The sequence below is a fragment of the Streptomyces avidinii genome (assembly GCF_045161815.1).
GTDB classification, from domain to species: Bacteria; Actinomycetota; Actinomycetes; order Streptomycetales; family Streptomycetaceae; genus Streptomyces; species Streptomyces avidinii.
Genome location: NZ_CP108863.1, coordinates 8,788,680 through 8,814,610 on the forward strand (window position 1 = coordinate 8,788,680; position 25,931 = coordinate 8,814,610).

Annotated in this window: 24 protein-coding genes and 1 pseudogene; 11 read left to right on the forward strand and 14 right to left on the reverse strand. The window is 72.6% G+C overall.

The window, feature by feature from the left end; translation table 11 throughout:
- Positions 1-119: 119 nt before the first annotated feature.
- Positions 120-710 carry a hypothetical protein gene (locus tag OG373_RS40030; protein ID WP_405443834.1) on the reverse strand — a complete coding sequence of 197 codons (591 nt, stop codon included), beginning with the start codon at positions 708-710 and terminating at the stop codon, positions 120-122.
- A gap of 255 nt (positions 711-965) precedes the next feature.
- Positions 966-2,138 (reverse strand): UDP-N-acetylglucosamine--N-acetylmuramyl-(pentapeptide) pyrophosphoryl-undecaprenol N-acetylglucosamine transferase, encoded by a 1,173-nt coding sequence (locus OG373_RS40035; protein WP_405443836.1) that lies wholly within the window; start codon positions 2,136-2,138, stop codon positions 966-968.
- A 304-nt stretch (positions 2,139-2,442) separates the two neighbouring features.
- Here OG373_RS40035 and OG373_RS40040 point away from each other — a divergent pair, with 304 nt between their 5' ends.
- Together OG373_RS40040 and OG373_RS40045 are read left to right on the forward strand one after the other, a co-directional pair.
- A complete protein-coding gene (locus tag OG373_RS40040) occupies positions 2,443-2,814 on the forward strand; it encodes a hypothetical protein (RefSeq protein ID WP_405443837.1) in 372 nt (123 codons plus the stop codon).
- 165 nt (positions 2,815-2,979) lie between these two features.
- On the forward strand, positions 2,980-3,279 hold the full coding sequence (locus tag OG373_RS40045; protein WP_397739499.1) for a hypothetical protein: 300 nt from the start codon (positions 2,980-2,982) through the stop codon (positions 3,277-3,279).
- Between the two features lie 238 nt (positions 3,280-3,517).
- On the opposite strand, the gene OG373_RS40050 is transcribed toward OG373_RS40045, so the two are convergent.
- The 3 genes from OG373_RS40050 to OG373_RS40060 form a co-directional block, all read right to left on the reverse strand.
- A complete protein-coding gene (locus tag OG373_RS40050; RefSeq protein ID WP_405443838.1) occupies positions 3,518-3,841 on the reverse strand; it encodes a putative quinol monooxygenase in 324 nt (107 codons plus the stop codon).
- A 50-nt stretch (positions 3,842-3,891) separates the two neighbouring features.
- Positions 3,892-5,439 carry a carboxylesterase/lipase family protein gene (locus OG373_RS40055; RefSeq protein WP_405443839.1) on the reverse strand — a complete coding sequence of 516 codons (1,548 nt, stop codon included), beginning with the start codon at positions 5,437-5,439 and terminating at the stop codon, positions 3,892-3,894.
- Between the two features lie 185 nt (positions 5,440-5,624).
- A complete protein-coding gene (locus tag OG373_RS40060) occupies positions 5,625-5,966 on the reverse strand; it encodes a hypothetical protein (RefSeq protein ID WP_405443840.1) in 342 nt (113 codons plus the stop codon).
- Between the two features lie 409 nt (positions 5,967-6,375).
- Between OG373_RS40060 and OG373_RS40065 the strand changes: the two genes are divergently transcribed.
- The 7 genes from OG373_RS40065 to OG373_RS40095 all read left to right on the forward strand — a co-directional run bounded on the left by OG373_RS40065 (position 6,376) and on the right by OG373_RS40095 (position 16,903).
- Positions 6,376-7,434, forward strand: coding sequence for a 3-oxoacyl-ACP synthase III family protein (locus OG373_RS40065; RefSeq protein WP_405443841.1), 1,059 nt, complete (start codon positions 6,376-6,378; stop codon positions 7,432-7,434).
- 9 nt (positions 7,435-7,443) lie between these two features.
- Positions 7,444-8,292 (forward strand): hypothetical protein, encoded by an 849-nt coding sequence (locus OG373_RS40070; RefSeq protein WP_405443842.1) that lies wholly within the window; start codon positions 7,444-7,446, stop codon positions 8,290-8,292.
- A 41-nt stretch (positions 8,293-8,333) separates the two neighbouring features.
- Entirely contained in the window at positions 8,334-10,385 is a 2,052-nt protein-coding gene (locus tag OG373_RS40075; RefSeq protein ID WP_405443843.1) for a fatty acid CoA ligase family protein, read from the forward strand.
- Positions 10,370-11,530: an NAD-dependent epimerase/dehydratase family protein gene (locus tag OG373_RS40080; RefSeq protein ID WP_405443844.1), complete on the forward strand. Its 1,161-nt coding sequence runs from the start codon at positions 10,370-10,372 to the stop codon at positions 11,528-11,530. The genes OG373_RS40075 and OG373_RS40080 overlap by 16 nt, the downstream gene beginning before the upstream one ends.
- Positions 11,527-14,961 carry an amino acid adenylation domain-containing protein gene (locus OG373_RS40085; RefSeq protein ID WP_405443846.1) on the forward strand — a complete coding sequence of 1,145 codons (3,435 nt, stop codon included), beginning with the start codon at positions 11,527-11,529 and terminating at the stop codon, positions 14,959-14,961. The genes OG373_RS40080 and OG373_RS40085 overlap by 4 nt, the downstream gene beginning before the upstream one ends.
- Positions 14,958-15,650: a formyltransferase family protein gene (locus OG373_RS40090; RefSeq protein WP_405443847.1), complete on the forward strand. Its 693-nt coding sequence runs from the start codon at positions 14,958-14,960 to the stop codon at positions 15,648-15,650. The genes OG373_RS40085 and OG373_RS40090 overlap by 4 nt, the downstream gene beginning before the upstream one ends.
- Positions 15,651-15,814: 164 nt before the next feature.
- The gene (locus OG373_RS40095; protein WP_405443848.1) at positions 15,815-16,903 is read left to right on the forward strand and encodes a serine hydrolase domain-containing protein; all 1,089 of its coding nucleotides are present in this window, start codon (positions 15,815-15,817) and stop codon (positions 16,901-16,903) included.
- Positions 16,904-16,946: 43 nt separating this feature from the next.
- Here OG373_RS40095 and OG373_RS40100 read toward each other — a convergent pair whose 3' ends face one another.
- The 8 genes and pseudogenes from OG373_RS40100 to OG373_RS40135 form a co-directional block, all read right to left on the reverse strand.
- Positions 16,947-17,510 (reverse strand): rhodanese-like domain-containing protein, encoded by a 564-nt coding sequence (locus tag OG373_RS40100; RefSeq protein ID WP_405443849.1) that lies wholly within the window; start codon positions 17,508-17,510, stop codon positions 16,947-16,949.
- A 232-nt stretch (positions 17,511-17,742) separates the two neighbouring features.
- Positions 17,743-18,375 carry a GNAT family N-acetyltransferase gene (locus OG373_RS40105; RefSeq protein WP_405443850.1) on the reverse strand — a complete coding sequence of 211 codons (633 nt, stop codon included), beginning with the start codon at positions 18,373-18,375 and terminating at the stop codon, positions 17,743-17,745.
- A 167-nt stretch (positions 18,376-18,542) separates the two neighbouring features.
- Complete coding sequence (locus OG373_RS40110) at positions 18,543-18,740, reverse strand: hypothetical protein (RefSeq protein WP_405443851.1); 198 nt, start codon at positions 18,738-18,740, stop codon at positions 18,543-18,545.
- 104 nt (positions 18,741-18,844) lie between these two features.
- Entirely contained in the window at positions 18,845-19,576 is a 732-nt protein-coding gene (locus OG373_RS40115) for a 4'-phosphopantetheinyl transferase family protein (RefSeq protein WP_405443852.1), read from the reverse strand.
- Positions 19,577-19,770: 194 nt separating this feature from the next.
- On the reverse strand, positions 19,771-20,343 hold the full coding sequence (locus OG373_RS40120) for an NADPH-dependent FMN reductase (RefSeq protein WP_405443853.1): 573 nt from the start codon (positions 20,341-20,343) through the stop codon (positions 19,771-19,773).
- Positions 20,344-20,453: 110 nt separating this feature from the next.
- Positions 20,454-21,512 (reverse strand): hypothetical protein, encoded by a 1,059-nt coding sequence (locus tag OG373_RS40125; protein WP_405443854.1) that lies wholly within the window; start codon positions 21,510-21,512, stop codon positions 20,454-20,456.
- Positions 21,513-21,595: 83 nt separating this feature from the next.
- Positions 21,596-22,096: pseudogene (locus tag OG373_RS40130) on the reverse strand (protein kinase domain-containing protein); the annotation flags it as partial.
- Positions 22,097-22,424: 328 nt separating this feature from the next.
- Positions 22,425-23,174: a hypothetical protein gene (locus tag OG373_RS40135; protein ID WP_405443855.1), complete on the reverse strand. Its 750-nt coding sequence runs from the start codon at positions 23,172-23,174 to the stop codon at positions 22,425-22,427.
- Between the two features lie 325 nt (positions 23,175-23,499).
- Here OG373_RS40135 and OG373_RS40140 point away from each other — a divergent pair, with 325 nt between their 5' ends.
- Positions 23,500-24,609: a hypothetical protein gene (locus tag OG373_RS40140; protein WP_405443856.1), complete on the forward strand. Its 1,110-nt coding sequence runs from the start codon at positions 23,500-23,502 to the stop codon at positions 24,607-24,609.
- 117 nt (positions 24,610-24,726) lie between these two features.
- Here the strand turns inward: OG373_RS40140 and OG373_RS40145 are convergent, their stop codons facing one another.
- Positions 24,727-24,924: a hypothetical protein gene (locus OG373_RS40145; protein WP_405443857.1), complete on the reverse strand. Its 198-nt coding sequence runs from the start codon at positions 24,922-24,924 to the stop codon at positions 24,727-24,729.
- Between the two features lie 212 nt (positions 24,925-25,136).
- Here OG373_RS40145 and OG373_RS40150 point away from each other — a divergent pair, with 212 nt between their 5' ends.
- The gene (locus OG373_RS40150) at positions 25,137-25,868 is read left to right on the forward strand and encodes an SDR family NAD(P)-dependent oxidoreductase (RefSeq protein ID WP_405443858.1); all 732 of its coding nucleotides are present in this window, start codon (positions 25,137-25,139) and stop codon (positions 25,866-25,868) included.
- The last annotated feature ends 63 nt before the right edge of the window (positions 25,869-25,931 follow it).

Genomic DNA, 25,931 nt, shown 5'->3' on the forward strand with positions numbered 1-25,931 from the left:
GCGAGGACCGGCGGGTGACAGAGGCCTCCCCGACCGGGCCCGCGTCACCGGCTCCCTGCCCAGGAAGCCGGTCGGCCGGCATTGACGGCCGGTCGGTCCATGGACGCCGGCAACCGGGGTCATTCGCTGCGCACGGCTTCCAGCGCGGCGCGGACGAGCCTGAGGGCGACGGCGGCGGCCCCGGCGTCGGCGAGAGGGCAGTTGAGCTTGTACGGGTCGGACGCGGCGACGTTGCGGGGCTGGATGTGGCGCTCGGCGTGCTCGCCCAAGCCGAGGCTCTCGAGGTCGTCGGGGCCGAGGCGTACCGTCATGCCCCCGTTGCCGGGTCGCAGGTAGGCGACCGCTCCGTAGCGCTGAGGGCCGTTGTCGCGGATCATCAGGTAGTCGGCGAGGCCGTCCAGCGTTTTGGAGGAGCGGCCGAAGGCCACGATGACCTTCTCCTCCGCAAGCAGCCGCATGATGAACCGTTCGGTCTGAACCGTGCGTTCGTGGTCGTCGCCCGCGCGTCCATAGATGAACTTCATCAGAGCAACGTGATCCGCCGCCGCCAGAGGCGCCGCTCCGCTGAGCGTGGCCGTAGCGCCTTCCGTCTCTGACCCGGCCTCTTCGGGGGAGGGCGCGGCGTCCACCACGGGTGCGATCTGGGAGCCGGTGCCGGCAAGGCGCTCGAAGTCCACGATCTCCTGTGGTGTTCCCTCGATGATGCGCATGCCCCTGTTGCCCCTCGTCAGTGGTCGCGACAGGCGACCGCCAACCGGGTGGCCGCACCCTGTCCAAGGCTGTCCGGAAAAGTGCCTGCCTTGGACAAAGCGGCGACAGGTTGCAGGCACCGTCCCCTCCGCGAGCGCCCGTCCCGAGCCGGGCTGCTGACCGTGCTCGCCGCACGTCCCGCAGGCCTTCGCCGAGGGGCGTCGAGGTCGCCGAGTACGCGGACGTCGCGCTGCTGGGCTCGGTCTCCCGGTCGGTCAGCCGTTCGCCGCGGACAGCAGGACGTCCACCAGCCGGTCAGCGGCGTCCGGCCTCCCGTACGCCCGGGCCCGCTCCGCCATCGTCGCCCGCCGACCGGGATCGGTCAGGAGCGGGCCGAGCGCATCTCCAAGGGCCTGGGCCGTGACCTCGCCGAGCAGGGCCACCGCAGCTCCCGCGTCCGCCAGGTGCCGGGCGTTGTGCGCCTGCTCGTTCCCCGCCGACGTGGCGAGCGGCACGAACACGGCCGGCTTCCCCAGCGCCGTCAGCTCCGCCAAGGTTCCGGCCCCGCTCCTCGACAGCACCACATCGGCCAGCGCGAGCACGTCCGGCAGCTCCGGCCCCACGAAACCGGTCAGGTGATACCGCCCGGCCAGGACCGGATCCAGAGCGGCGGCGGCGTTGCGGAGCTCGTCCACGTTCGCCGGGCCGCACTGGTGGATCACGTTCGCGTGGCTCAGCAGCCAGGGCAGCACGTCCCGGACCACGCCGTTGATCTGCTGGGCACCCTGCGCGCCGCCGGTGACGTAGACCGTCGGCAGCCGCCGGTCGAACCCGTGCAGGGCCAGCGCCTCGATCGCTTTGTCCGGGTGGCCGGTCAGGACCTCCGGCCGTACCGGGTTCCCCGTGACGACCGCCCGGTCCCGTACCTCGGCGGGCAGCAGGGGCAGCGACGAGTCGGAGGACACGGCGATCCGCGTCGCCGAACTCGCCAGCTTCCGGTTGGCCAGACCCAGCCGGACCGTCTGCTCGTGCAGGACCAGCGGACGCCGGCACAGCCGCGCGGCCAGCCCGGCCGGCACCGCCACGTACCCGCCCGTCGCGAGCACGACATCCGGCTGGAACTCCGACACGATCGCCCGCGCCTGCGCCACACCGAGCGGTACCCGCGCCATGTCCTTCACGTTCGCCGCGGACAGCATCTTGAGCGGGTTCGACGAGCGGCGGATCTTCCCCGTCGCCACCGTCCTGAACGCGATGCCCTCCGCCGGAGCGACACGCGCCTCAAGGCCGTCCGCAGTCCCGATCCACAGGACATCCAGTGTGCTGCCGGTTGCCGCGAGACGGGCCTGCAGGGTACGGACCGCCGTCAGAGCCGGATAGGTGTGACCGCCGGTCCCCCCGCCCGTCACGAGCAGCCGGAAGGAACGCGGGTTCGAGGAAATGTTCACCTGGGCCACCCTACTGTCAACGGGTGCTCGAAGGCGGCGCGGGAGTGTGTCTTCCGTCAGGGAGCGCCCGGTGAGGCACCCACCTGCGGTTTTCCGTTCGTGCGGCAGCCCTTCGGTACGCGACGCCCGCCGCGGCATACCCGTCCCGGCTGGGACGCGGGAGGTCGCAGCGGGCGCGTGGACGCGGGCCCGGGCAGCGAGGGAGGGGCGCGGCGGAGGGAACGCCTCCGCTGCCGTCCGCCTCTTCCCGGGCGAAGACCGTCCCCGGCGGTCCCGACCGGCCTTCCGACAGGAGAACCCCGCCGTGCCGCCTCTGTCCCGCCGCCCCCGCGCTTCCGCCCGCGCACTCCGCCTCGCCGGCACCCTCGCCGTCGCCCTCGTGGTGCTGCTGGGGGCCGGGGCCGTGGTCGCTGTCCGGGAGGGCCGCGCGGCCGGCCTCCTCCCCGAGCGCAGTTGGGGTCCCTGGACTGCCACGCGGATCGAAGCCTGGTCGACGCACGTACGGGTCAACACCTGGGGCGACGCGGCCCAGGCCGAGATCCACTTCGGCAAGGCCGAGGACCTCACCCTGCATGCCTACGGGAAGACGGCCCGGGCGACCGGCATGATGCAGCCCACCGTCTTCACCCTCACCCCCGACGGCAAACTCACGGCCCGCCGCCTGTCCGCCCCGTGAGCGGCGAGGGTCGAGCCGCGCGAAGCCCGTCGGCGCTGCTGGGTCACGTACAGGTACGGCGCCGTTCGGCCGCTCCCGGAGGTTGAAGGCGGGCTGTGCGTTCCCCGATAGTGGAGAGCGGACCCGGAACTCGAAGAGACCGGTCATGGGGAGGGACGAGCCAGGATGAAACGCGTTCTGTCACTGATCAGTTCCATGGTTGTGGGCATCGGCCTGGCGGTCGCGGGTGCCACCCCGGCGGCCGCCGATCCGTACGACTGCCGCACTTGGTACCAATCCAGCACCACCGCGGCAGGAACCTGCACCAACGGAACCGGGGAGTTCCGCGTCTACACCCGGTGCGACAGGCCCCTCGCAAGGGACTACACGGTCTACGACCCGACGTGGCGGCGGGTGGGCACCACGAGCACGGCGATCTGCCACAGCGGTGGCAAGCCGTACGGCGCCGGTATCCAAGTCCACTGACCGAGCGGTCGTTGGCATTCCAACGAGTCCACGACTTCCGGCCGCCACAGTGGACCGTTCCCGACCACTCTCAGCAGATGCCCATCGACGTGATGGTCGCGCACCCGGATACCGCAGCCCATCAGGCTCCCGCTGAGTGGAGGGCGGGAGCTCGGTTCGTCGAAGGGGCGGCGCAGCACGACCTCGGTCCGCGCCCCTGCGCGCCCACCGTCGGACCGTGCGCGCCGCCGGCGACCCGTCAGTCGACCTGGAGCTCGCCCATCCGACTCCAGCCGGTCGCGCCCTCGATGGTGGTGCTGACGATCTCGGGGGTACGGGTCACCATCGGTCGCATGGTCTCCAGCGCGGCGGCGAAATGGTCGGAGGAGACGTGCGCCTCGGCAGCGTCGTCCTGGAAGGCTTCGACCAGGACGTAGGTGTTCGGCTCCTCCAGGCTGCGTGACCACTCGAACCAAAGGTTCCCGGGTTCGGCGCGGGTGGCGCGGGTGAACGGCGCGACCTTGTCGGGCCACGCGTCGGCGTATTCGGGCTTGACGGGGAATTTCACCACAATGAAGATCACACGGGCATTCTATGCAGGTTGATTCGAGGCGAGGGGCCCCACGGCCGCTGCTACCTGCCGAGCAGCGGCAGGGCCGGGAACGTGTGGTCCTGCCAGATCAGGCGGGACGCCTCCTCCGGGTAGGCGGCGAGGGCCGGCCGGGTGTCGAAGAGCCGTACGAGGCGCTGCTCCGTGTCGTACGCGGGCCAGCCGGGGTCGCCGTGGGCGGCGAACGCCGTCCAGGCGGCCCGCATCCGTGCGGACAGCTCTTCCGCCTCGGGGAACGGGCTTTCGCCGATCAGCACGGCGGGCTGGCCGCGGTCCAGGTTGCCGAAGACCAGAGGCACGTCGAGGCCGTGGCAGGCACCGAGGGCGCCGCCCATGCCCGGGGCGGACCAGGTCAGCTCATAGAGGTGGGCACGGCCGCCGGCAGCGGTCCGGGCCCGGGCGAGGTGGAGGGACGGCATGCGGAACAGCCAGTCGGAGGTGACCAGCTCGTACAGCTCGTCCGGGCCCGCGGTGGGAAACGCGTCGCGGTAGCGGCGTGCGGCGTCCCGGCCGGGGCCGAAGACATCCAGGGCGCTCTCCGCCTGCTCGGGAGTGACCTGGCCGAGCAGCCCGTCGAGCGCGGCGAGCAGCCGTGTTTCGTCGCGGGTGTGGCCGACGAGGAGTTGGACGTCCCGGCCGGCTCCGTCGGCCAGGGCCTGCCATGGCGTGACCGGCAGGACGTCCCCGTCGACGACCGGCGAGAACGGGATCGCCCGGTGCGCGACCGGCCCCCAGCGATCCGCCCACCGGTCCATCTTGGCGCCGACTGCATCACCGGCGGCTGACAGCCGGACGGGGTCCACCCCGGACAGGTCGGCCACCGTGGCCCCCATCCCCAGCTCGGCGGCACAGGCGGCGGCGATGTCGGCGGCGAGCTCCGGCGAGAAGTACGTTCCCTGCACGCTCTGTGCCACGGCCCGGCCGAAGAGCCCGGCCGCGCGCGGCATCGCCAGCAGCGCGGCGACCGATCCGGCTCCCGCCGACTGGCCGAAGACCGTGACCCGGTCCGGGTCACCGCCGAAGGCCCGGATGTTGGCGCGCACCCATTCCAGGGCCGCCACCTGGTCCAGCAGGCCCCGGTTGGCGGGCGCCCCCTCGATCTGCCCGAAACCCTCCAGCCCCACACGGTAGTTGAACGTCACCACGACGACACCGCCGTCACGCGACAGGCGGCCGCCGTCGTACTCGGGTAGACCGGACATGCCGATCGAGTAGGCACCACCCTGGATCCACACCATCACCGGCAGCCCTGCGCCGGGGCTCGGTTCGGGCGACCAGACGTTGACCGTCAGCCAGTCGTGGCCCGCCGCGTCCCGCGCCAGCGCGTCCATGCCGAAATGGCCGCCCTGAGGGGGCGGCGGGCCGTACGACACCGCAGGGCGCACCCCGTCCCATCCCCGCACGGGCCGCGGCGCGGCGAAACGCAGCGCGCCGACCGGCGGCTCGGCGAACGGGATGCCACGGAAGACCGCGACCCCCGCCTCGCGGCCACCGCGCAGCGCCCCGCCCGCCACGCGGACCTCGGGCTCGGATTCGGACGGCTCGGACGGCTCGGACGCGGCAACGGTCATCACGGCTCTTCCTTCGACGGCCTGGACGTTCCGGGATCATCCCGCTGCCGGATGATGCGTGCCAGTCATTTAGGTAGGGAGGCGGGACCAGGGGAGCGAGGGCACGGCAGGACCCACCCGAGTGATCCGGACCGGTCCGTCGGTCCCTCGCCCGGAGCGGGGTGCCGACGCTGCTCCGGGGAGCCTCAGCCACCTCCCTGGAAGGCCCACAGGACGAAGGCAACCGTGTACAGCACAACGGTCGTCAGGTGCGCACAGGTCAGGGCCATGAGAGCGCCGAACCCGCCGAGGACCAGGCTGCGGACCCGTGTGCCCGGGCGGGACGGCGGCAGCCAGGAGGCTGCCAGCAGGGCCAACGGAACGGCGTACGGCAGGGCCAGCCAGGCCGGGCCGTGGACGATCGGCGAGGAGTGATAGCCCCACGCACCGCCCAGTACCGCCAGCACGCTGAACAGGGCCGGCACCGGCCACCACGGCAGGTCCGAGGGGCGTGTTGCCGGAGGTACGAGAGGAGGCGGCGTGTTCATGGCCCCATTGCACCGCCCGGCGCGCCCGGTCCGCATGGGTGCGCGTACTCAGATCGCCTGGTCGGCGTGCGCATTCTCGCAGTGCGGTCCTCCGCTGCGCGCGCTGGCGGTGAGCTCCGCCCGGCTGCGCCGACGAGTGGACCGAGTGGTTCCGGACAGGTTTTCGAGGGTGTGGGTGCCATTGAGCGGGTCGGAGGCTCTGGTTCTGCTTGATGTCAGGCTGACGGACGGGTGGCCGATATTCGACCGTATGTTCCGGATTTGCGAAGCCCTGACATCTCGGCGACATCTCCGTACGCTACGGTAACTTGACTGTCCGTTATTCCCCGGGCATCCCTTGAATCCCTCGGTCAACCACCGCCCTGGCACTCCCATGTCCTCGGTGGCCCGACTACGGAGAACACCACACATGAGCGCCACCGCATACAGCCGAATAGAAGCCTTAGGCGTCTACCTTCCGGCAGCAGTCCAGACCACCCCCCAACTCGCCGCCCTGGTCCAGGGGCTGGGGGAGGTGGACATCGAGAAGATCACCGGCATCGCCGAGCGACGGGTCCACGACCCGGAACCGGCGGCCGGCGAGGACTCGTTCGGGATGGCCCTGTCCGCCGCCCGGGACGCGCTGGAGTCCTCCCGCTACCGGGCCGAAGACCTCGACATCGTCATCTCCGCCTCGATCACCCGCTTCAAGGACGGCAACCGCTTCACCTTCGAACCGTCCTTCGCCGCGATGCTGGCCAGGGAGCTGGGCGCCCGCTCCGCCATCCACTTCGACGTCTCCAACGCCTGCGCCGGAATGATGACCGGCGTGTGGCTGCTGGATCGCATGATCCGCTCCGGTGCCGTGCGGCGCGGCCTGGTTGTCAGCGGCGAGCAGGCCACCCGCGTCGCGCAGACCGCCGCACGCGAGATGACCGACTCCTACGACCCGCAGTTCGCCTCGCTCTCCGTCGGGGATTCGGCGTCCGCAGTCGTCCTCGACGTCTCCGCCGACGACGCCGACCGTATCCACTACATCGAGCTGATGACCTGCTCCGAGTACTCCCACCTGTGCATGGGCATGCCCAGCGACCGCACCCCGGGCATCGCCCTCTACACGGACAACAAGAAGATGCACAACCGCGACCGGCTCAAGCTGTGGCCGAGGTTCCACGGGGACTTCCTGGCCAAGAGGGGGCGGACGTTCGCCGGTGAGGAGTTCGACTACGTCATCCAGCACCAGGTCGGCACCCGCTTCATCGACTACGTCAACCAGACGGCCGAGGCCGAATTCGGCGCCCCCATGCCCGAGTCCCTCGCTGTGGTCGAGCGGTACGGAAACACCGCCACGACCTCGCACTTTCTGACGTTGTGCGAGCACCTCAGGGCGGGCAGCGCCCGCCCCGGGGCCAAGTACCTGCTGGTGCCGGCCGCCTCCGGTGTGGTCACCGGTGCCCTGTCCGCGACGCTCACGAACGTGGGGGTCTGAGCCATGGGCATGGTCATCACAGCAGCCGGTACCGCCCTGCCCGACACGTCCTCCCCGACTTCCGTCGTGGACCTCGCAGGCCGGGCCGCCCGCGGCGCCCTCGCCCGGGCACGGGTGTCGGCATCCTCGATCGGCGTGCTCATCAACGTCGGCGTCTACCGCGAGCACAACACCTTCGAACCGGCCATGTCGGCCCTGGTCCAGAAGGAGGTCGGCATCAACCTCGACTACATCGCCGACCCCGAACCGGCCGCCGGCTTCTCCTTCGACCTGATGAACGGAGCCTGCGGCGTACTCAATGCCGTCCAGGTGGGCCAGGCCCTGCTGGAGACGGGAAGCACCGAGCGGCTGCTGATCACCGCTGCCGATGTCCACCCCGGCGGCGACGCGGACCGCGACACCGGCTACCCGTACGCGGACCTGGCCGGCGCCCTCCTGCTGGAGCGCAGCGCCGACCCCCACGCCGGGTTCGGGCCGGTACGCCACTACACCGCCGACCGGTCCACCGATGTCGAGGGCTACCTCGACACCGACACCATGGGCCGGCACGGGCGGACCACGATCACCGTCCGGCGCGAGCCGGGCCACGCGGAGCGGCTGAGCGAGTTCGCGGCGAGTGCCGCCGCCGACTACGCGCAGGAGATCGGCATCGACCTCGACCGGACGCTGGTGATCGGCCCGTCCGCGACCGCCGAGGGCGCCGGGGTGAAGGGCGAGCCGCACACCGCGGCGCCGGTCCTCGGCTACCTCCGGGCGTTGGACGGCGTACACCGCGACGACTACGAGCAGTTCCTGTTCGTATCGGTCGGCGCCGGCCCCAGCGCGGCCTGTGTCCTCTACCGGCCCGAGGGGTGGTGAGCTCCGTGCCGCGGACGAGGCCGACCGGCGGCGGAGCCGCCGTGGAGCGACCGGCCACCGACATGGACAGCGTGGCCGGGTGGCTCGAGCGAAACGCCCGCGCCTTTCCCGACAAGCCGGCCGTCATCCACCCCGACGGACGCAGCTCCGGCAGCTCCGGCAGTTCCGGTGGGTCCGGAAGCTACACCACCATCACCTACGGCGAGTTGCAGCAGACGGTCGAGGAACTGGCCCGCGGATTCCTGAGCGCCGGGATCACCCGAGGCACCAGGACGGTGCTGATGGCCCCGCCCGGGCCGGAACTGTTCGCCCTCTGCTTCGCGCTGTTCCGGGTCGGGGCCGTGCCCGTCGTCGTGGATCCCGGCATGGGCGTACGGCGCATGCTCCACTGCTACCGGGCCGTGGGCGCCGAGGCGTTCATCGGGCCGCCCCTCGCGCAGCTCGTGCGCGTCCTGGGCCGCCGTACCTTCGCCGGGGTACGCGTGCCCGTCACCCTGGGACGACGCAGGCTCGGCCGCGGCCACACCCTCTCCGCGCTGCGCACCACCCCCGCAACCGGGAGGCACGCGGACGAGACGGCACTGACCGGCGGGGACGACCTGCTGATGATCGGCTTCACGACCGGAAGCACGGGCCCCGCCAAGGGAGTCGAGTACACCCACCGCATGGCGTTGTCCATCGCCCGCCAGATAGAAGCCGTCCACGGCCGTACCCGCGACGACGTATCCCTGGTCACGCTGCCCTTCTACGGAGTGCTCGACCTCGTCTACGGATCCACCCTGGTCCTCGCGCCGCTGGCTCCCGCCCGGGTCGCCCAGGCGGACCCGGAGCTGCTCGTGGACGCGCTGGAACGATTCCGCGTCACCACGATGTTCGCCTCGCCCGCCCTGCTGCGAAACCTGGCCGGTCACCTCACCGGACCCGCCGGCGGCCACCACCCGCTGCCCGACCTGCGCTGCGTCGTCTCCGGCGGGGCCCCGGTGCCCGATGCGGTCGTGGCCGCGCTGCGCCGGGTACTCGACGAGAAGGCGAAGATCCATGTGACGTACGGGGCCACAGAGGTACTGCCGATCACCTCGATCGAGGCGGCCGAGATCCTCGGCGACGACGGCGACGGCAGCGACGACGTCGACATCGACCGAGCCGACGGCGGTACGGTGGCCCGCGCCGCCGCGGGTGAAGGGACCTGCGTCGGCCGGCCCGTCCCCGGCACCCGTGTGACCATCGTCCCCGTCACCGACGGCCCGCTCGCCCGCCTGGACTCCACAACGAGCCTGCCGACCGGGCGCGTCGGGGAGATCCTGGTCCAGGGCGAATCCGTCAGCAGCCGCTACCACCGAGCACCCCAGTCGGACGCCGCGCACAAGGTGACCGAGGAACGCCCGGGCGGCGAAGCCTCCCGCATCTGGCACCGGACCGGAGACGTCGGCCACCTCGACGCCGAAGGACGGCTGTGGTTCTGCGGCCGCGCCGCGCAGCGGGTACGTACCGGCTACCGGGACCTCCACACCGTGCGCTGCGAAGGAGTCTTCAACGCGCATCCCCAGGTCCGGCGCACCGCCCTGGTCGGCATCGGGCCGTCCGGCGCGCAACGGCCCGTCATCTGCGTGGAGACCGAGCCCGGGGAGGGCGGGGCGGCGCTCGACGACACCGCGTGGACGGAGCTCGTGGCCGAGCTGCGCACGATGGCCGAGGCGCATGGTGCGACCACCGGCCTCCAGGAGTTCCTGCACCACCCCGCCTTCCCCGTGGACATCCGGCACAACGCCAAGATCGGCCGCGAGGAGCTGGCCCGCTGGGCCGAGCGGCAGCAGGCCCGGTCCGCGTCGTCCCCCGGTCGGCGTGCGGCCCGGCTCGTGCCGCTCGCCGGATGGGCGTACCTCGTCGGCGGGGCCGTATGGGCCGCGACCGCGGGAGTCCCCGACCTCCCGGTACTGCGGTGGCTGTGGTGGGTCGACGCGTTCCTCAGCATCGGCGTGCACGCCGCGCAGATCCCGCTCGCGCTGCCGCGCGGCCGGGCGGCCGGACACGGGACCGCCTCCGTGGTCGGGCGCACCATGCTGTACGGCGCGACCTGGTGGCGGGCACTGTGATGATCCTGGTCACCGGAGCATCCGGATTCCTGGGCGGGCACCTGGTCGACGGCGCGCTGCGCCAGGGCCATCGGGTCCGCGCCCTCGTCCGGCCCGGCAGCGATGCCGTACGGCTGCGCTCCCTGCCCGGCGTCGAGGTCGTCACCGGCGACCTCACCGACGACGGTTCGCTCGGGCGGGCGGCACGGGGCTGCGAGACCGTCCTGCACAGCGCGGCCCGGGTCGTCGACCACGGCAGCCGTGCACAGTTCGAGGCCGCCAACGTCACCGGCACGCAGCGGCTGCTGGCGGCAGCGCGGTCGGCGGGCGCACGGCGGTTCGTGTTCGTCTCCAGCCCGAGCGCGCTGATGCGGGTACGGGAGGGCGACCGCCTCGGCATCGACGAGAGCACCCCGTACCCGGAGCGGTGGTTCAACCACTACTGCGAGACGAAGGCGATCGCCGAACAGTACGTACGGGCGGCCGACGGGCCGGAGTTCACCACCTGCGCCGTACGGCCGCGTGGCATCTGGGGGCCGCGCGACCACGCCGGATTCCTGCCGCGCATGGTCGACGCCATGCACGCGGGCCGGTTGCCCGACCTGTCGGGCGGCAAACGGGTGCTGGTCTCGCTCTGCCACGTCGACAACGCGGTGGACGCCTGCATGCGGGCCGCGGTCGCGCCCGCCGGGCGGGTCGGCGGCAAGGCCTACTTCGTCGTGGACCGCGAGGAGACGGACCTGTGGCCGTTCCTGGCCCGGGTCGGGGCCCTCTTCGACTGCCCGCCGCCCGCCCCGCGCATCCCGCTCGTCCTCGGCCGCGCGATGGCCGCGGCGGTCGAGACGGGCTGGCACCTGCGCCGCCGGTCCGCGGACAGCGGCAGTGCCGGCGGAGGCGGAGGCGGTACGGACGAGGCTCCGCCCCTGAGCCGCTACATGATGGCGCTGCTGACCCGCTCGGCGACGTACGACACCGGTGCCGCCCGGCGCGACCTCGGCTACGCGGCTCCGCGCACCCGGGCCGACGGGCTGCGAGGACTGCAGGAGTGGGTGACGACGGTGGGCGGCGTCGGGGCCTGGACCGCCGGCCCGGCCGCCTGGACCGGCACCACCGCATCGGCCGGACCCGCACCCGACCACACCGAACAAGGGAGCACGCAGTCATGACATCCGATCAGGCCGGTGCCGACATCCGTACCGACACCCGTGCCGGTGCCGACATCCGTGCCGACACCCGGGCGGGTACCGACGCCCGCTACCGGCGTCAGGTATCGCCCACCGAACGCCTCTACCTCGCCGCCGGTGACGCCCGCGGGGCCATGGCCCTGCGCATCGTCGTCGAGGGCGACGGCGTACCCGACCCCGAGCACATCCAGGCAGCCCTGGTCCGGGCCGCCGCGTCCTGCCCGGGGTCGCGGCTCGTGCGCGCCGGGTCGATGTGGAGCGCCCAAGGGCCCTTGCCGCAGGTGCGGTACGACGTACCGCGCGCCGGTGCGTACGCCGACTCGGCGCCCGGGACGGTCGAGCTGCCCGCCGGGCCGTCGCGGCGAGCGGAACCGCCGGGCTGCGAGGTGCTGATCGTGCCCGGCGTGGAGGGGAAGGCGCCCACCACCGTCGTGTTCAGCGCCTCGCACGCCCTGATGGACGGTCACGGCGCCCTGACCTGGGTACGGGAGGTCTTCCGGGCCCTGCGCGGCGAGCCCGCCCGGCCCGCGCTCGACGCGGACACCGACGCCGGGCTGCTGCGCCGGCTCGGCAGCGCCGGGCCGCGGCCCACGCCGAGTCCTCCCCGCCGCTCCCCGCTCGGCACGGGCAGCGGCGACCGCCGCCCGCTCCGGTCGCTGTGGCTGCGCCGCACCCTGCCCGGCCGCCATCCCGCGCTCACCGCCCGCCTCGCCCAGGCACTGACCGACGCCGCACGGCTCGACACCCGTGTCATGGTCCCCGTCGACCTGCGCCGCCACCGCCCGGGGATCGCGGCCACGGGCAACCTGAGCCTGCCGCTGTTCCTGGACCTGCGCCCGGGGACGGACTGGACGACCGCGCACACCCGCCTGCTGAGCGCCCTGGCCGAGCGCCGCGAACTCGCCGCCGGTTTCGAGACGGCCCTCGCGCCCCTGCCGCTGCCCGTGACCGCCGGTCTGCTGCGGACCGCCCAGGCCGTGGCGTCACGTACCGACCGGCACCTCGCTTCGGCCGTCGTCTCCCACCTCGGCCGCCTGGACCTGGCGGAATTCTCCGGCGGCGGATTCACGGCGTCCACGGTCTATGCGCTGCCGGTGCATGCCCCGCTGGTCCCGCTCTCCCTGGTCGCCGCCGAGAGCGGCACGGCGACCGAGATCACCCTCGGGGTCCGCGGCGGGGGCCGGGACCTCGCCGCCCGCGCCGCGGAGCTGCTGGACACGGTCCTGGCCGGCTTCGAACCCGAGGACACGGCCGCCGGGGCCCGCCGGGCCGGGCCGGACGCCGAAGCGGGCGGCGTGCTCGGGGTGTCGTACGAAGCCCGGTCTGCGACGCCGGCGCTGCTCCGCACGGGCACCGCCACCGCCACTGCCACCCGTGCCGACGGCCGGGCGGCCGCTCCGGCGACCGCACCCGCGGTCGCGTCGGCGCCGATTCCGGCGCACGGTCCCGTCGGAGCGGACGCCTCCGCCACGGGTACCGCACCCCAGGCGGCGCAGCCGGATCCGGCCGTCCCGGACCCGATTCCCGCGGCCGTCCCGGGGCCGGCGGTCGCCGGACTCACCGTCGTGGACGCCTTCCGCGCCCAGGCCGCCCGCACCCCCGACGCGCCCGCGCTGGACGGGCCCGAGGGCGTGGTCACGTACGCCGAACTCGACCGGCGCTCCGACGCCGTCGCCGCCCGGCTCGCGCGGCGCGGCGTAGGGCGCGAGGACCTGGTGGGGCTGGTCGTCGACCGCACGTCCGCCGGAGTGTGCGCCCTGTGGGGCATCCTCAAGGCGGGCGCCGCCTACGTGCCGCTCGACCCCGGCCATCCCGGCGCACGGATCAGCGAGATCCTCCAGGGATCCGGCGTCGCTCTCTGCCTGACCGGGCGACACCTGGCCGGGGAGCTCGCCCCCTTCGTGCCCGGGACCCTGCTCGCGGTCGAAGACCTCCTCGACGGTCCTGGCCCCGGCCAGGACACCGATGCGGAGGACGCCCGCGAGACCCGTGCTGCCGGAACCGCCGCAGCAGCAGAGGTACGGCCCGAGGACCTCGCGTACGTCATCCACACCTCCGGCTCCACCGGCCGCCCCAAGGGCGTGCAGATCGAGCACGGAAGCCTCATGGGATTCGTCCGCTGGATGACCGGTGTCTGCCGGGTCACCGGTCGTACGCGCTTCGGCTTCGCCTCCTCCTACGCATTCGACATCTCGTGCTTCCCCCTCTTCCTGCCGCTGCTGGCCGGCGGTACGGTCGTCCTCGCCCCCGGCGCACCCTCACCCGCCGCCCTGCGCGAGCTCGTCGCCGAGCACGGCGCGGACACCCTCGCCCTCACGCCCTCCCACCTCGCCCTGCTCGGCGCCGCAGGCAGCGGTGGACCGTCCACGCAGCGCCTGCACACCCTGCTGCTCGGCGGCGAGCCCCTCACCCCCACCGCCGTACGGTCCGCACACGCCGCCTTCGGGGCGGACTGCCGGGTGATCAACGCGTACGGGCCCACCGAGGCGACCGTCGCCGTGCTCGCCCACACTGTGGACGGCGGCGAGTCCGGCGCCACCGTCCCGATCGGCCTGCCCGGCCCGTACGCCCGGGTCGACCTCGTAGCCGACGACGGCGAATGCATCGGTACCGGACCGGGCGACACCGGCCGCACCGGCGAGATCGTCGTACGCGGGGTCCAGGTGGCCCGCGGCTACCTCGGGCCGTCCGACGGCCGTCCCTCACCCTTCGCCACCGGCCCCGACGGCGTGCGCGCCTATCGCACCGGTGACCTCGGACGCCGACTGGCCGACGGCGCCGTCGAGTTCGCCGGGCGCATCGACGAGCAGGTGAAGATCGCCGGGCACCGCGTCGACCCGGCGGAGGTCGTCGCCGCCCTCGAAGCCGACGCAACCGTCCACCGCGCCGTCGTCGTGCCCCGTCGCCGCCCGCACTCCACGGCGGCCGTGCTCTGCGCATACGTACTGCCGGACGCCGCCGTCGACCCCGCGGTGCGCGCGGATCTGGCCCGCAGCCTGCGCACCGAGCTGACCCGCACACTCCCCGCCTACCTCGTTCCCTCCCATGTCCTCGTGATGGACACGCTGCCCAGCACGGTCAGCGGCAAGGCCGATCTCGACGCCCTTCCGGACCCCTTCGCCCACAGCGCGCCGGTCGCGGCCCTCCCCGTCACCCTGGAGGCGCGGGTGAGGCACCACTGGGCGGAGATCCTCGGCGTCGACGGCGCGCTGCTGTCGGCGGACTCCGACTTCCACGCCCTCGGCGGCGATTCCCTGGCCCTCGTCGAGATGCTCACCGCCGTCTCCTCGGACCTGCTGACCCCCGGCCAGGCCCAGCGGTTCACAGGCCGTCTCGACTGCCTCGTAAGAAACCTGACGCTCGAACAGGTCTGCGAACACCTGACCACCGCCCGCGAGGAGGCCGCCGCATGATCTTCGTAGGAGAGGGAGCCCTGCTCCGCCGCGCCGTCACCCACGCGGCCACCCGCGGCCACCCGGTCGACCTGGTCTGCTCCGCCGACCCGCTGGACGCCGCGGCCGCCGACGCACCCCACCTCGCGGCGGCGGACATCAACGCACACGCCGCCGCGCTGGCCCGGGCCTGCACCGACGGCATCGTCTGGTCCCTCAACAACCGGCAGATCTTCCGGGAGCCCCTGCTCCGCGCCGACGGCCTGCGCATTGTCAACATCCACAACGGTCTGCTGCCGCGACATCGCGGACTGCCCTCCGTAGCCGTCCTGTTCGCGCTGCTGCACGGCGACACGGAGTACGGCGCCACCGCGCACGAGGTCGACGCCGGCATCGACACCGGTCAGGTCCTGGCCGAACACCGCTTCCCCATCGGGCCCGAGGACCGCTACCACCAGGTCATGCTCCGCGGGATCCGCGCCTGCCAGGCGCTCTTCGAGCAGATCCTCCCGGCCGTCGCCGCCGGAACCGCCCACCCGGCACGCGCTGCGGCGGCGGAACCGTCCGCGTACTACGGCCTGCGCGCCCTGGACCGGCTCGACACCTATCGAGACCACCCTGCCTACGCCCGCGCCACCGACCTCGGCCCCTTCGCCGCCCATGCTCCGGAGCTCGCCCGGGCGCTGCTCCCGCTGCCCCGGGGGTCCTGACGTTTCGGTGCCGTCGCCCTGGCCGAGAGCGCCGGGCGGCCGCCACCGGCCGATGCGTCCACCTGGCCGGTGGCGTCCCGTACCGCTCAGGTCGCAGTGGCGGGAGCCGGAAATCATCATCAGGGCGCACGGGCAGAGGGCAGAGCGCCAGCAGGATGTCGGTCATGGCACATGCACAAGCACAACCGCAGGAACTCGGAACCCTCGCCCAGCAGACCGCGGACCGGCTGGCCGAGCAGGGCGTCGGCGCGGTGGTGGCCGTGGTGGCGGGAGACGTCGTCGAGATCCGGGGCGCGGGCAGCACCGGGGCGGACCACGGACGTACCGTGCCCGGCCCCGACACACTCTTCGAAATCGGCTCGGTGACCAAGACGTTCACCGCCCTGGCCCTGGCACGTCTGGCGTCCGCCGGCGCGGTGGGACTGGACGAGCCGCTCGGTGATCTGCTGCCCGACGGGACGCACGTACCGTCACGGGACGGCCGGCAGATCTCCCTGCAGCATCTCGCCACCCACACCTCCGGCCTGCCGCGACTGCCCAGGGGCATGCTGCTCCGGTTCCTGTTGCGCCCGTCGACGCCGGACCCCTACGTCGGCTGCACGGCCGACGTGCTGCTGACCGGGCTGGCCCGTACGCGTCTGGGTGCCGCGCCCGGGAAGCGATTCCGCTACTCCAACCTCGGGGCCGGACTGCTCGGGCTGGCCCTCGCCCGCCGGGCCGGAACGGACTACGAGACCCTCATCACCCGGGAGATCTGCGCCCCGTTGGGCATGATGGACACCGTCGTCACCGTGGACGACCCGGGCTCGGAACGCTCGCAACGCTCGGCCCAGGGCCACGACCGCCGCGGGCGGCCCACCACGCCCTGGAACCTCGCAGACCTGGCCGGAGCGGGCGCCCTGCGGTCGACCGCGACCGACCTGGTGGCCTTCGTACGGGCCCAGCTCGACACCGGTCCCGTCCCCGCGGAGCTCGCCGAGGCGATCCGTCTGAGCCGGAGCGTGGAGCACCGTACGAGCCCCTTCGCCTGGGTGCACCTCGGCTGGATGGCGCACCGCCTCCACGCGCGGCAGGGCGGCCACCTCCAGATCTGGCACAACGGAGGAACCGGCGGCTTCTCCTCCTTCGCGGGCTTCGACCCGGAGAAGCAACTGGCCGTCATTGCCCTGGGCAACACCCAACGTCCGGTGGACCGGCCCGCCTTCGACCTCCTGCGCACCCTCCAGGCGGCGCACGCGCCCAAGCCGAGCTGAGACGCGCCCCGGTCGGGCCGCGCCGACAGGGGCGCTCTCACACTCAGGAAGAAGCCGAAGAAGCCGCCGCACCGCGCCGGTTGAACGGCAACCTCCCGAGTACGAGCGCCATCCCGCAGGTGTTGGTGAGGGCGGAGAACACCAGACCGCCCCCGATCGCCGCGGCCAGCAGCGAGAAGGCCGGGTGGAGCAGCAGCCCGAGCACCAGGCCGAGCAGCACCAGGGAGCCGGCGCCGAGGCGAACCTGCCGTTCCATCGCCCACACCGCCCGCGGCCGGGTGCCGTTGCCCGGGTAATGGAGATCGTGACCGCCGGCCGCCCAGGCCACGGTCCCGCCCGTCAGGCTCGACGCGGGAATGCCGTGCGAGGCCAGCGTCGCCACCGCGTTCTCGGAACGGGCACCGGACGCGCACACGATGAGCAGGGGCTTGGCCTCGGAGGCCTGCCGCAGCTCGTGCAGGCTCCGTGAGAGCCGGTCGAGGGGGACGTTCACGGCGTGCGGGAGGTGGCCGGACGCGAACTCGCCCGGGGTGCGGACGTCGACGACGGCCAGTTCGGCCAGCTGGGGACGTGCCTGGCTGACGTCGAGAGAGGTGGGAACGCTCATCGGACCTGGTCCTCGGCAGTGGGGGAGGGGCGGGCACACGGCCGGGCCCGCAGGGCCGGCCGACAGTGCCGTGCCGGGGATGCTAGGCCCCTGCGGGACGGCCCGGCCGTGAACGGCCGGACCTGCCACACGATCGCCATGCTCCGGAAACACCGCGTCAACGGAGCCTCCGCCCCCTCCGCCCACCGGGTCACGTACCCGTGCACGAGTTCGTCAGGAGGGTCAGGCGGGGTCAGGCGGTGGCCACTGCGGGCGGGAGTACGGCGGGGCGGTCGAGGAAGGCGAGCACGGCCCGCTTCTCCGGGAGGTAGATCTCGGGCAGGTCGATCTCCGGGAGGGTGATCTCGCCCTGCCGTACGAAGCCGAGCCGGTTCAGCAGGGCGAGCGCCTTGGCATTGGAGGCGTCGGGCTCGGCCACCGCGCGCAGGACGGCCGGGTCGCGGAAGGTGAACCGGATGAGCGACCCGACCAGGGTCCTGCTGAATCCGGGCCGGGGCCGGCCCGTCACCGGGGCCAGCATCAGGTGGACCCCGATGTCGCCCTCCCGTACCGCGTAGCAGTCGCTGACCCGGTCCTCGGTGGGCTCGTACGTCTGGAACAGCGCCACGGGCTCGTCGTCCAACCGGACCATGAACGCGTGGTGCGTGTCGCGGCGGTCCACGTCCTCGTAGATCTCCTGGACCAGTTCCCGGCTGGCGTCGTTCATGCCCCAGAACTGCGCGCGCTCCTCGACGACCCAGGAGTGCAGCACGGCGGAGTCCGCGACAGGGTCGACCGGGGTGAAGCGGACCGTGCCGAAGCCTTCGACGGTCTCGGTCAGGACATCCGCGCGCGGGGAGACGAGGACAGTGGACTCGGGTCTCATACGAGTTCCGTTTCTGCTCGGTCGGCAGGGACCGGCGAGGGCGGGGAGCGCTCGCGCAGCCCTGTAGTTAGGGTGCCCTAAGTGTAGGGGTTCCTAGAAGGGGCTCCTCAGCGGGCTCCCCGGACTCGTGCGACGGGGCCGGCCCGCCCGCACGCACTCCCGCCCGCTCACCGCAGAGGGGGCTTCAGGCTTCGACGGCGGCCAGCCAGACCTGCGCGGTCGGCGTCGCCCACGAGGAGGAAGTACTGGAGGACCAGGTGGCGGCCTTCGACCTCCACCGTCCCCGAGGTGTCCGCGTATCCCCACAACCCGTCGGTCATGAACCGCGAGTGGCCGCCGTCGTCGAAACCGGTGGCGTACTGCAACGCGGGTGCGGCCGGCCAACTGCCCTGCCCGTCCAGCTACCCCCAGGTACCGGTGAGGCTCCTTCAGCGCCCGCTGGCCGAGATGCAGGACGCCGACGCTCTGGTCAGACGGTGGTGCCGGGCCCAGGGGTGCTGCCGGGGTGAGTGAGGGCGAGGGCGGCGGCGTGGCCGCGGGGGGCGGGGAGGTCGATGAGGGTGTAGTCGGCGAGGGGCGGGGGAGTGGGGCGGGTGCCGACGTACGGGTCGACGAGGCCGAGGGCGAGGCCGGTGCCGGCCGCCTTGAGACAGGCCTCCTTGCGGCTCCAGAGGCGGGCGAGGGCCTCGGGGCGCTCGGCCGGCGTCAGAGCGTTGAGCTCGCCGGTTTCGTCGGGGTGGAGGGAGCGGATGACGTCGGTGACCGTCTCGGCGCTCGGCGTCATCTCGATGTCCACGCCGACGGGCAGCGCGGCGAGAGCGATGTAGGCGATGTCGCCCGTGTGGGAGAGGGAGAAATGCAGGGGGTTGCCGGTGACGGCGGGGCGGCCGTGGGGTTCACCGCAGCAGGGGCAGTCCTCCCGGGTGAGGGGGACCTCCTGCGGAGGCAGGCCGAGGTAGCTGCCGAGGAGGACCCGCACTCCGAGGTGGGCTGCGAGGTAGCGGTGGCGAAGCCCGGGCAGGCGCAGGCGCGCGGCCTTCTCGCGCTCACCGGCGTCGAGCACGGTGGGTGCGTCCTGGGTGCGGTAGCCGCCGAGGGCGTCGGCGGTGGTGTCCAGGGACCACACGACGGCGTCGGTGCCGGTGGGGGCCGGCCCGGTCAATGGGGCGCCGGCGCCGAGCTGGTTCACGTACTCGATCATCTGACCGAGGGTAGACCAGGTGACGGGGTGCGAGGTGTCCGTCGAGATGCCGGGCCTCTTCGGGGTTGCCGTCGCCGTCACTGATGACCCTCTCCGCCGACCGTACGGTGCGGTCGGCGGAGCCAGTCATCAGTACGCGCTGTCGAGTCCCGCGGCGGAATCGGGCACGCCACCTCGGGCCGGGGGGGCGGTCGTTACGCGGCTTCGCTCCATGCTTCGTCGTTCCTGCGCGCGGTCCGCAGCGCGCGGCCCCACCACAGCAGGTCGTCGAGGAGTACGGTCGCGGCCTGTTCGGCCCCTTCCTGGTCGCGGGGCTGTCCGGCCTCGTCGAAGGGGAACTGGTGGAAGCTGACGGTCTCGCGGACCGTGGTGGCATGGAGCTCGGCGAAGACCGGGCGCAGTTGCTCGACGGCGCGCAGGCCGCCGGACAGGCCACCGTAGGAGACGAAACCGACCGGCTTGCGCCGCCACACGCGTCCGGCGGTGTCGATGGCCTGCTTGAGGGACGCGGGGAAGGAGTGGTTGTACTCGGGGGTGAGCACGACGTAGGCGTCCGCCCCGGCCAGGTGCTCGACGAAAGCCCGCCCACGGGGTGAGAGGTCGGGGGTCCAGTGGGCCGGGAGATCGGCGTCGGCGAGGTCGGCGACGGTGAGTTCGATGTCGGTGCGGCGGCCGGCGACGGATTCGAACCAGCGGGCCACGGTGGGCCCGAAACGGCCTTCGCGGGTACTGCCGACGATGAGCGCGATACGCAGTGGAGTAGTCATGCCCCTAGGTTTAGAACATCAAGTGCACTTGAGGTCAAAGTCCCGGGGAGTCCAATTCATCGAGGACTTCGGGGGCTTCGCGCATTGGACGGCCGTGGCGGCTGTCGTCGTCAGGGGCGGCGGGTCAGCGCCGCAGGAGCCCCCGCCGATTGCGCTCCTTCCGACTCCAGCGTCAGGCGGTCCGCCTCCGCCATGGTGAGTACGTACAGGTTGCCGCGTGGGCAGTCGAAGACGGCGGCGGGGTCGGTGGGGTGGCTGGTCACGGCTTCGAAGACCGCGTTGTTCCCGCGGATCTGGCGCAGTTGGAGGGCTTCGGTACAGCCCAGGTTCCGGCCGGTTGCGACCTCTTTGACGTCGCTGACCTGCCGGCCCACCAGCTCGCCCACTGCTCCGCCGTTCAGGGTGACCGTTACTGCGAACGCGCCTGTCCGTGCGCGGGAGATGCCGTCCGCGTCGGGAGTTCCGGGCCCGGTGCCGGCCCAGGTACCCGTCCACGCCGCGGGCAGTGCACCGGTCGAGGCCGCGGCCGTCGCCGTCGGTGTCGCCGTCGGTGAGGTCGGCCCGGACGAGGACCCGTGGGGAGCCGCCCCGTCTGCGTCACCGCGTCCGGGGAGTGCCACGGCGAGGGCGACGGCCGCGGCGACGACGACGGCGCCCGCGGCCGCCCCGGCCCCCCGGGACCGCAGCAACGCCTTCGCGCTGGACGGCGGGGCGGGGGAGGAGGGTGTGGTCCCGTCAGCCGGGTACGGAGGCAGATGCGGTGCGGGCGCCGGTGCGGGCTCCGGTACCAGTATCGGCGTAGGCGTAGGCGTCGGCTCGTGCGTGCCGGGCGTGTGTGCGGGCGGTTGTGACGCGGTGAGGAGCTGCCGGAGTTCGGCCTCCCGGCGCCCGGCCTCAGCCACCAGCCTCGGCGGGACCACGGCACCCCAGCCGTCCTTCTGGCCGCCCTCCAGACGCGCGGCCACGTCCGCGGCGCTCGGGCGCTGCTCGGGGTCCTTGGCCAGGCATGCCCTCACCAAGGGAAGAAGTGCCTCGTGCACACCGTCCAGCCGGGGCTCGTCGTGCACGATCCGGTAGAGCAGGGCCGGTAGGTCCAGTTCCTCGTCGGCCGCCAGGAAGGGGCTGCGGCCGGTGGCTGCGTAAACGAGTACCGCGGCGAGGGAGAACACGTCGGCCGGAGCCCCGGCCACTGAGCCGGTGGCCTGTTCCGGTGCCAGGAATCCGGGGGGCCGATGACCGTACCGGTGCGGGTGTGGCGCGGATCGCGGACCGTCCGCGCGATACCGAAATCGATGAGGAACGGACGCTCGGCGCCCAGCAGTACGTTCGCCGGCTTGATGTCGCGGTGGACGACTCCGGCCGCCCGCACGCTCACCAGAGCGGTGGACAGCTCCCACCCGAGCCGCGATACGGCCGCGGACTCCAACGGCCCCTGGCCGCGCACCCAGTCGCCGAGCGACGGAGCGGGTACGTACTCGGTCGCCAGCCACTGCGGCGACGCTCCCGGTGGGCTGAAATCCACCACCGACACCGTCCACGCGCACCGCACCCGGTCGCTGGTGCGTATCTCCCGGTCGAAGCGCTGCGCGAAGTCCGCGTCCTGGCTCAGCTCCCGGTGCACGGTCTTGACGGCCAGCGCCCGCCCGGACGCGGTTCGGGCCAGGAACACCTCGCCCATGCCCCCCGAGCCCAGCCGCGCCAACAGTCGGTACCCGCCGATCTCCAGCAGGTCACCCGGCCGCAAAGACTCCATCTGTGCCCCCCTGCACCCACGACCGTCGGCCGGCCCGTACCGCACGGACCGCCCCGCCGGTCATCCTGGGATGGACCCTAGAGGACGGCTCCTCACCCCCCGCCGTCGCAGGGCCCTTGAGTGGTGGAGTGCCAGCGGAATGTCGGTGACCGGCAGCCCGATGTCGGTGAGTCGGGCAGCGTTCGAGGTGTCTCTACCCACCTCCGCTCCAGCGGCACTCATGACGATCACCCTCCGACGTGGACCGGGGGGCCGCCCGGCCCGCGGGCCGCACCCGGCCGGCAACGAGCCGGCCGGATGCACCCACCTGATGGTTGAGACCGGGTGGCTACGGCTGCTCGGGCAGGGCGGCCTCCGGCTGTGCCGGAGCGGGGACGACGGGGCTGTAGTAGACGGACCGGCCCTGCTTGGAACGCTCCAGCAGACCGCGGGCGACGCCCTGCTCGAGGGTGTTGCGGACGACTCCCGCCTGGACCGTGCGTGCGGGGTGGGCGGCGCTCACGGCCTCGGCCACCTCGGCGGCCGACCTCGGCTCCGTCCCGCCGGCCAGGACCTTCGTGACGAGTTCGAGCCAGGAGGGGCCGCCCTTCTCCTCCTTGACCGCGGTGTCACCGGTCGCCTTACTTGCGGCCTTTCCGGTGGCCTTGCGGGCAGGAGCCGCCTTCACGGCCGTGGCCGCGGCCGCGTCCTTGGCTCCGGAGCCGGACTTGGTTTTGGCCTTTGCCGTGGCCGTGGTCGTGGTCGCGGGAGTCTTCTTCGCACTTGCGGCCGTACTTGCAGCCGCACCCGCAGCCGCATCCAGACCCGCATCCGCGCCCGCGCTGCGTGCCGCAGGCACCGTGGCCCGCTTCGTACCGCGCCCGGCCGGGCGGGTGGTGGCGGGCGCCGCGGCCAAGCCCAGTGCGTCCTGCATCCTCAAGAGGACCTTCTCGCTCTCCTCGAGCTCCCCGATCTCCTGTTGGAGTTGCTGCAGTTCACCTCGCCGCTGTTCCTGCGCCGCCTGGTTCGCCGCGAGATCACCGGCGATCTGCTCGGCGTAGTCGTCCTTGACGCGAGTGACATTGCTGCCTGTGCTCATGAGTTCCTCGATGTCTGTCGTGTGGGATGCAGGAACGCGAACGGTCTGCACTACGTGCGCCACGTGCACTACGTGTACCCGTGACACCCGATCATGTACCGGACCGGGCAGGGGGAAACATCGGGGGAGTCATTCACGGCAGGATGAGGACCGTGTACAGCAACACAGTTGGCGTGGGAGCAACGGCCCGGGATCCCTTACCCGGACCTCGCGTCGGCGCCTGCACGCGACCGCGCGGCGTCGGCACCACCGCTCGTGCACATGGATCCGGCCCGCTTCGGGGCCGCCCTGCTCAAGGCGACGGACGGCGGCCTAGACTGCGCAGGTGAACAGACCCGACGCCGCCGTCCGCTCCGCCGCGGAGTCCTTCGACACCGCGATCGCCGAGCGGAGCATCTCGCAACTCGAGGCGGCCTACCAGAGCCTCGCCGCGCTGCCCCGCCACACCCTGGCCGAGCACGCACGCGAGTTGGGGCCCCACCTCGCCGGGCACCTCGACGACATGCCCCAGTGGCACGCCGCGGTCTACGCCGTGTTCGTGGGCGCCCTGGTGGAGTGGAACGCGGACGCCGTCGTGTGCGCCCGCCCCCTCCTGTCGGGACTGCGATCCGCCATGGAGCAGGCACTGGTGTTCGCCGAGCTCTGGGAGCAGCATCACGGCGAGGACCAGGAGCCCCCCAACCCGTCGGGCCTGCCGAGCCCCGAGCAGCAGAAGGCCTTCGGCCCCGACTACGGGGACGTGTGGCACGCCCCCTACTTCGGCTGGCTCACGGTGCACCGATGGGAGCAGGCAGCCGTCGCCGTCCTTGCCGACCCCCGGGTGCGGGCCGGCCTCGACGGCCCGGACCCGATTGCCGACCGCCCCGCACTCGTAGAGCTGACGCAGCGTCTGGAACCGCACATCGGGGATCTGCAGTGTGCCCAGCGCGCTCTCCTGCTCCTCGACGACGAGCCGCTGCTGGTTCTGGACCGCGCCTCGGGGCGGGCCTTCCGTCTGCGGATGGGCGGGATCGCCGACAACTACCAGCTCCAGACCCTGCTGGGTGCCCTCCTCATCGGTGGCGGGCACCTTCCCGGAGAGGCCCCGAGCATGGAAGCCGTCGCGCTGAGCACCGACGCCCCGATCGACATGGATCGCCTGAACGAGCTGCCCGGCACCCTGGAGTGCTTCAACTTCTCCGAGCCCTCGGGGCGGTGGATCTGGAGCGCAACCACCCCGGACCGTATTCCCGCGGCCGACGGCGTACGTCGCCTCGTCCTGGACCCACCGGTCATGCGTCATCACTACAACGCTGTACGGTTCCTGCCGCGCGTGCCCGGCCGCCTCGAACTCGAAGCGGTTCTGGAGCCGGACGAGGCGGCAGCCTTCTTCCCGGACCTGCAGGAACTTCTGTCCTGGCAGGAAGCGAGCCGGCACGCCGCGGACGGCTACTGACCCGAAACAGTCACCCCGGCCCATCGGGACCCCCGGGCGGTCGCCGGATGGTGACAAGTGCCGGATCGGCATCCGCTCCGGGGCCCTGCTGACCCAGCGCCCCGACCTGCGCCGCGTTCAGCCCCCGCCGCCCAAGGGCACGCCGACGTCCTCACTGCCCTTCTTCCAGACGGCCATGTCGGACTTGAGGTCCTCACCACCGCCACCGCCACCGCCACCGGCGTCGGGCGCGGCACTCGCCAGCCGCATCTCCGTGTCGGCCGCGGTGCCCTGTTTGAGACCTGCCCACTCCGCGTCGAAGGACGTCATGCTCACCCGAGCCCCCGTAACAGTCTGCGAATGCAACGATCGAGCGATCATCCTACGAACCCCCGGCGCGGGTACCCCCGCCCCGCCCTCGCCGCACCTGGGCGGCAGGAACACTGTGCCCGCCAGGAGCGGCGAGATGCGAGTTCGATGGGTACTGGCCTGCGAACGCGGTTGCCGAGGGGGCCAGTTGATCGAACCGCGATGAAGCAGGGAGTGTCGTGCTGCTGGAGAACAAGACGGCCATCGTCTACGGCGGCGCTGGAGCGATCGGCTCCGCCGTCGCCCGCGTCTTTGCCGGCGAAAGCGCCACGGTCCACTTGGTCGGGCGCACCCACGCACCTCTGGTGGAGCTGGGCGCCACCATCGCCGAATCCGGGGGCCGCGTCGAGGTCGCCACGCTCGACGCGAGCGACCGCGCGGCGGTCGAGCGGCACGCCGACGCCGTCGCCCGGCACTCCGTGGGGATCGATATCGCCTTCAACGCCACTTCCAACGCCGACCTGCACGGCACCCCGCTGGTCGACATGGCCGACGAAGACGTGCTGCGCCCCGTCATCAAGGCAGTCACCACCCACTTGACGCCGGCCACCGCCGTCGCCCGCCATATGATCCCCCGTCGCACCGGGGTGATCCTGGCCATGGGTGGCGGCCGAGAAGCCGTCCCTGGCCTCGGCGGCTCCCATATCGCCTGGTCCGCCCTTTCCGGTCTGTGCCGCCAGCGGGCCGGCGAACTCGGCCCGCACGGCATCCGGTCGGCCTGGCTGCTCTCCCGGCTCGCCCGACCCATCGAACCCGTCCGGGGACGACCCCGAGGCGACCGCCACTTTGCTGCACCGCCGGCCCCGTCTCGAAGACGTCGCCTACGCCGCGGCCTTCCTCGCCTCCGACCGTGCGCCGACCATGACCGCGACAGAGTTCAATGTCACCGGCAGGGCGCCGTCATCGACTGAAGGCACTCGCCGAGCCATTGGTCCAGCCGCCTACGCCAGGGGTTGGACATGCCGCTCCGCCTG

Bases quoted from the DNA above. Each gene is read 5' to 3' on its own strand.
- OG373_RS40030 (WP_405443834.1), bottom strand. From the start codon at position 710: ATGCGCATCATCGAGGGAACACCACAGGAGATCGTGGACTTCGAGCGC.
- OG373_RS40045 (WP_397739499.1), top strand. From the start codon at position 2,980: ATGAAACGCGTTCTGTCACTGATCAGTTCCATGGTTGTGGGCATCGGC.
- OG373_RS40055 (WP_405443839.1), bottom strand. From the start codon at position 5,439: ATGACCGTTGCCGCGTCCGAGCCGTCCGAGCCGTCCGAATCCGAGCCC.
- OG373_RS40060 (WP_405443840.1), bottom strand. From the start codon at position 5,966: ATGAACACGCCGCCTCCTCTCGTACCTCCGGCAACACGCCCCTCGGAC.
- OG373_RS40065 (WP_405443841.1), top strand. From the start codon at position 6,376: ATGAGCGCCACCGCATACAGCCGAATAGAAGCCTTAGGCGTCTACCTT.
- OG373_RS40070 (WP_405443842.1), top strand. From the start codon at position 7,444: ATGGTCATCACAGCAGCCGGTACCGCCCTGCCCGACACGTCCTCCCCG.
- OG373_RS40085 (WP_405443846.1), top strand. From the start codon at position 11,527: ATGACATCCGATCAGGCCGGTGCCGACATCCGTACCGACACCCGTGCC.
- OG373_RS40090 (WP_405443847.1), top strand. From the start codon at position 14,958: ATGATCTTCGTAGGAGAGGGAGCCCTGCTCCGCCGCGCCGTCACCCAC.
- OG373_RS40095 (WP_405443848.1), top strand. From the start codon at position 15,815: ATGGCACATGCACAAGCACAACCGCAGGAACTCGGAACCCTCGCCCAG.
- OG373_RS40100 (WP_405443849.1), bottom strand. From the start codon at position 17,510: ATGAGCGTTCCCACCTCTCTCGACGTCAGCCAGGCACGTCCCCAGCTG.
- OG373_RS40105 (WP_405443850.1), bottom strand. From the start codon at position 18,375: ATGAGACCCGAGTCCACTGTCCTCGTCTCCCCGCGCGCGGATGTCCTG.
- OG373_RS40115 (WP_405443852.1), bottom strand. From the start codon at position 19,576: ATGATCGAGTACGTGAACCAGCTCGGCGCCGGCGCCCCATTGACCGGG.
- OG373_RS40120 (WP_405443853.1), bottom strand. From the start codon at position 20,343: ATGACTACTCCACTGCGTATCGCGCTCATCGTCGGCAGTACCCGCGAA.
- OG373_RS40135 (WP_405443855.1), bottom strand. From the start codon at position 23,174: ATGAGCACAGGCAGCAATGTCACTCGCGTCAAGGACGACTACGCCGAG.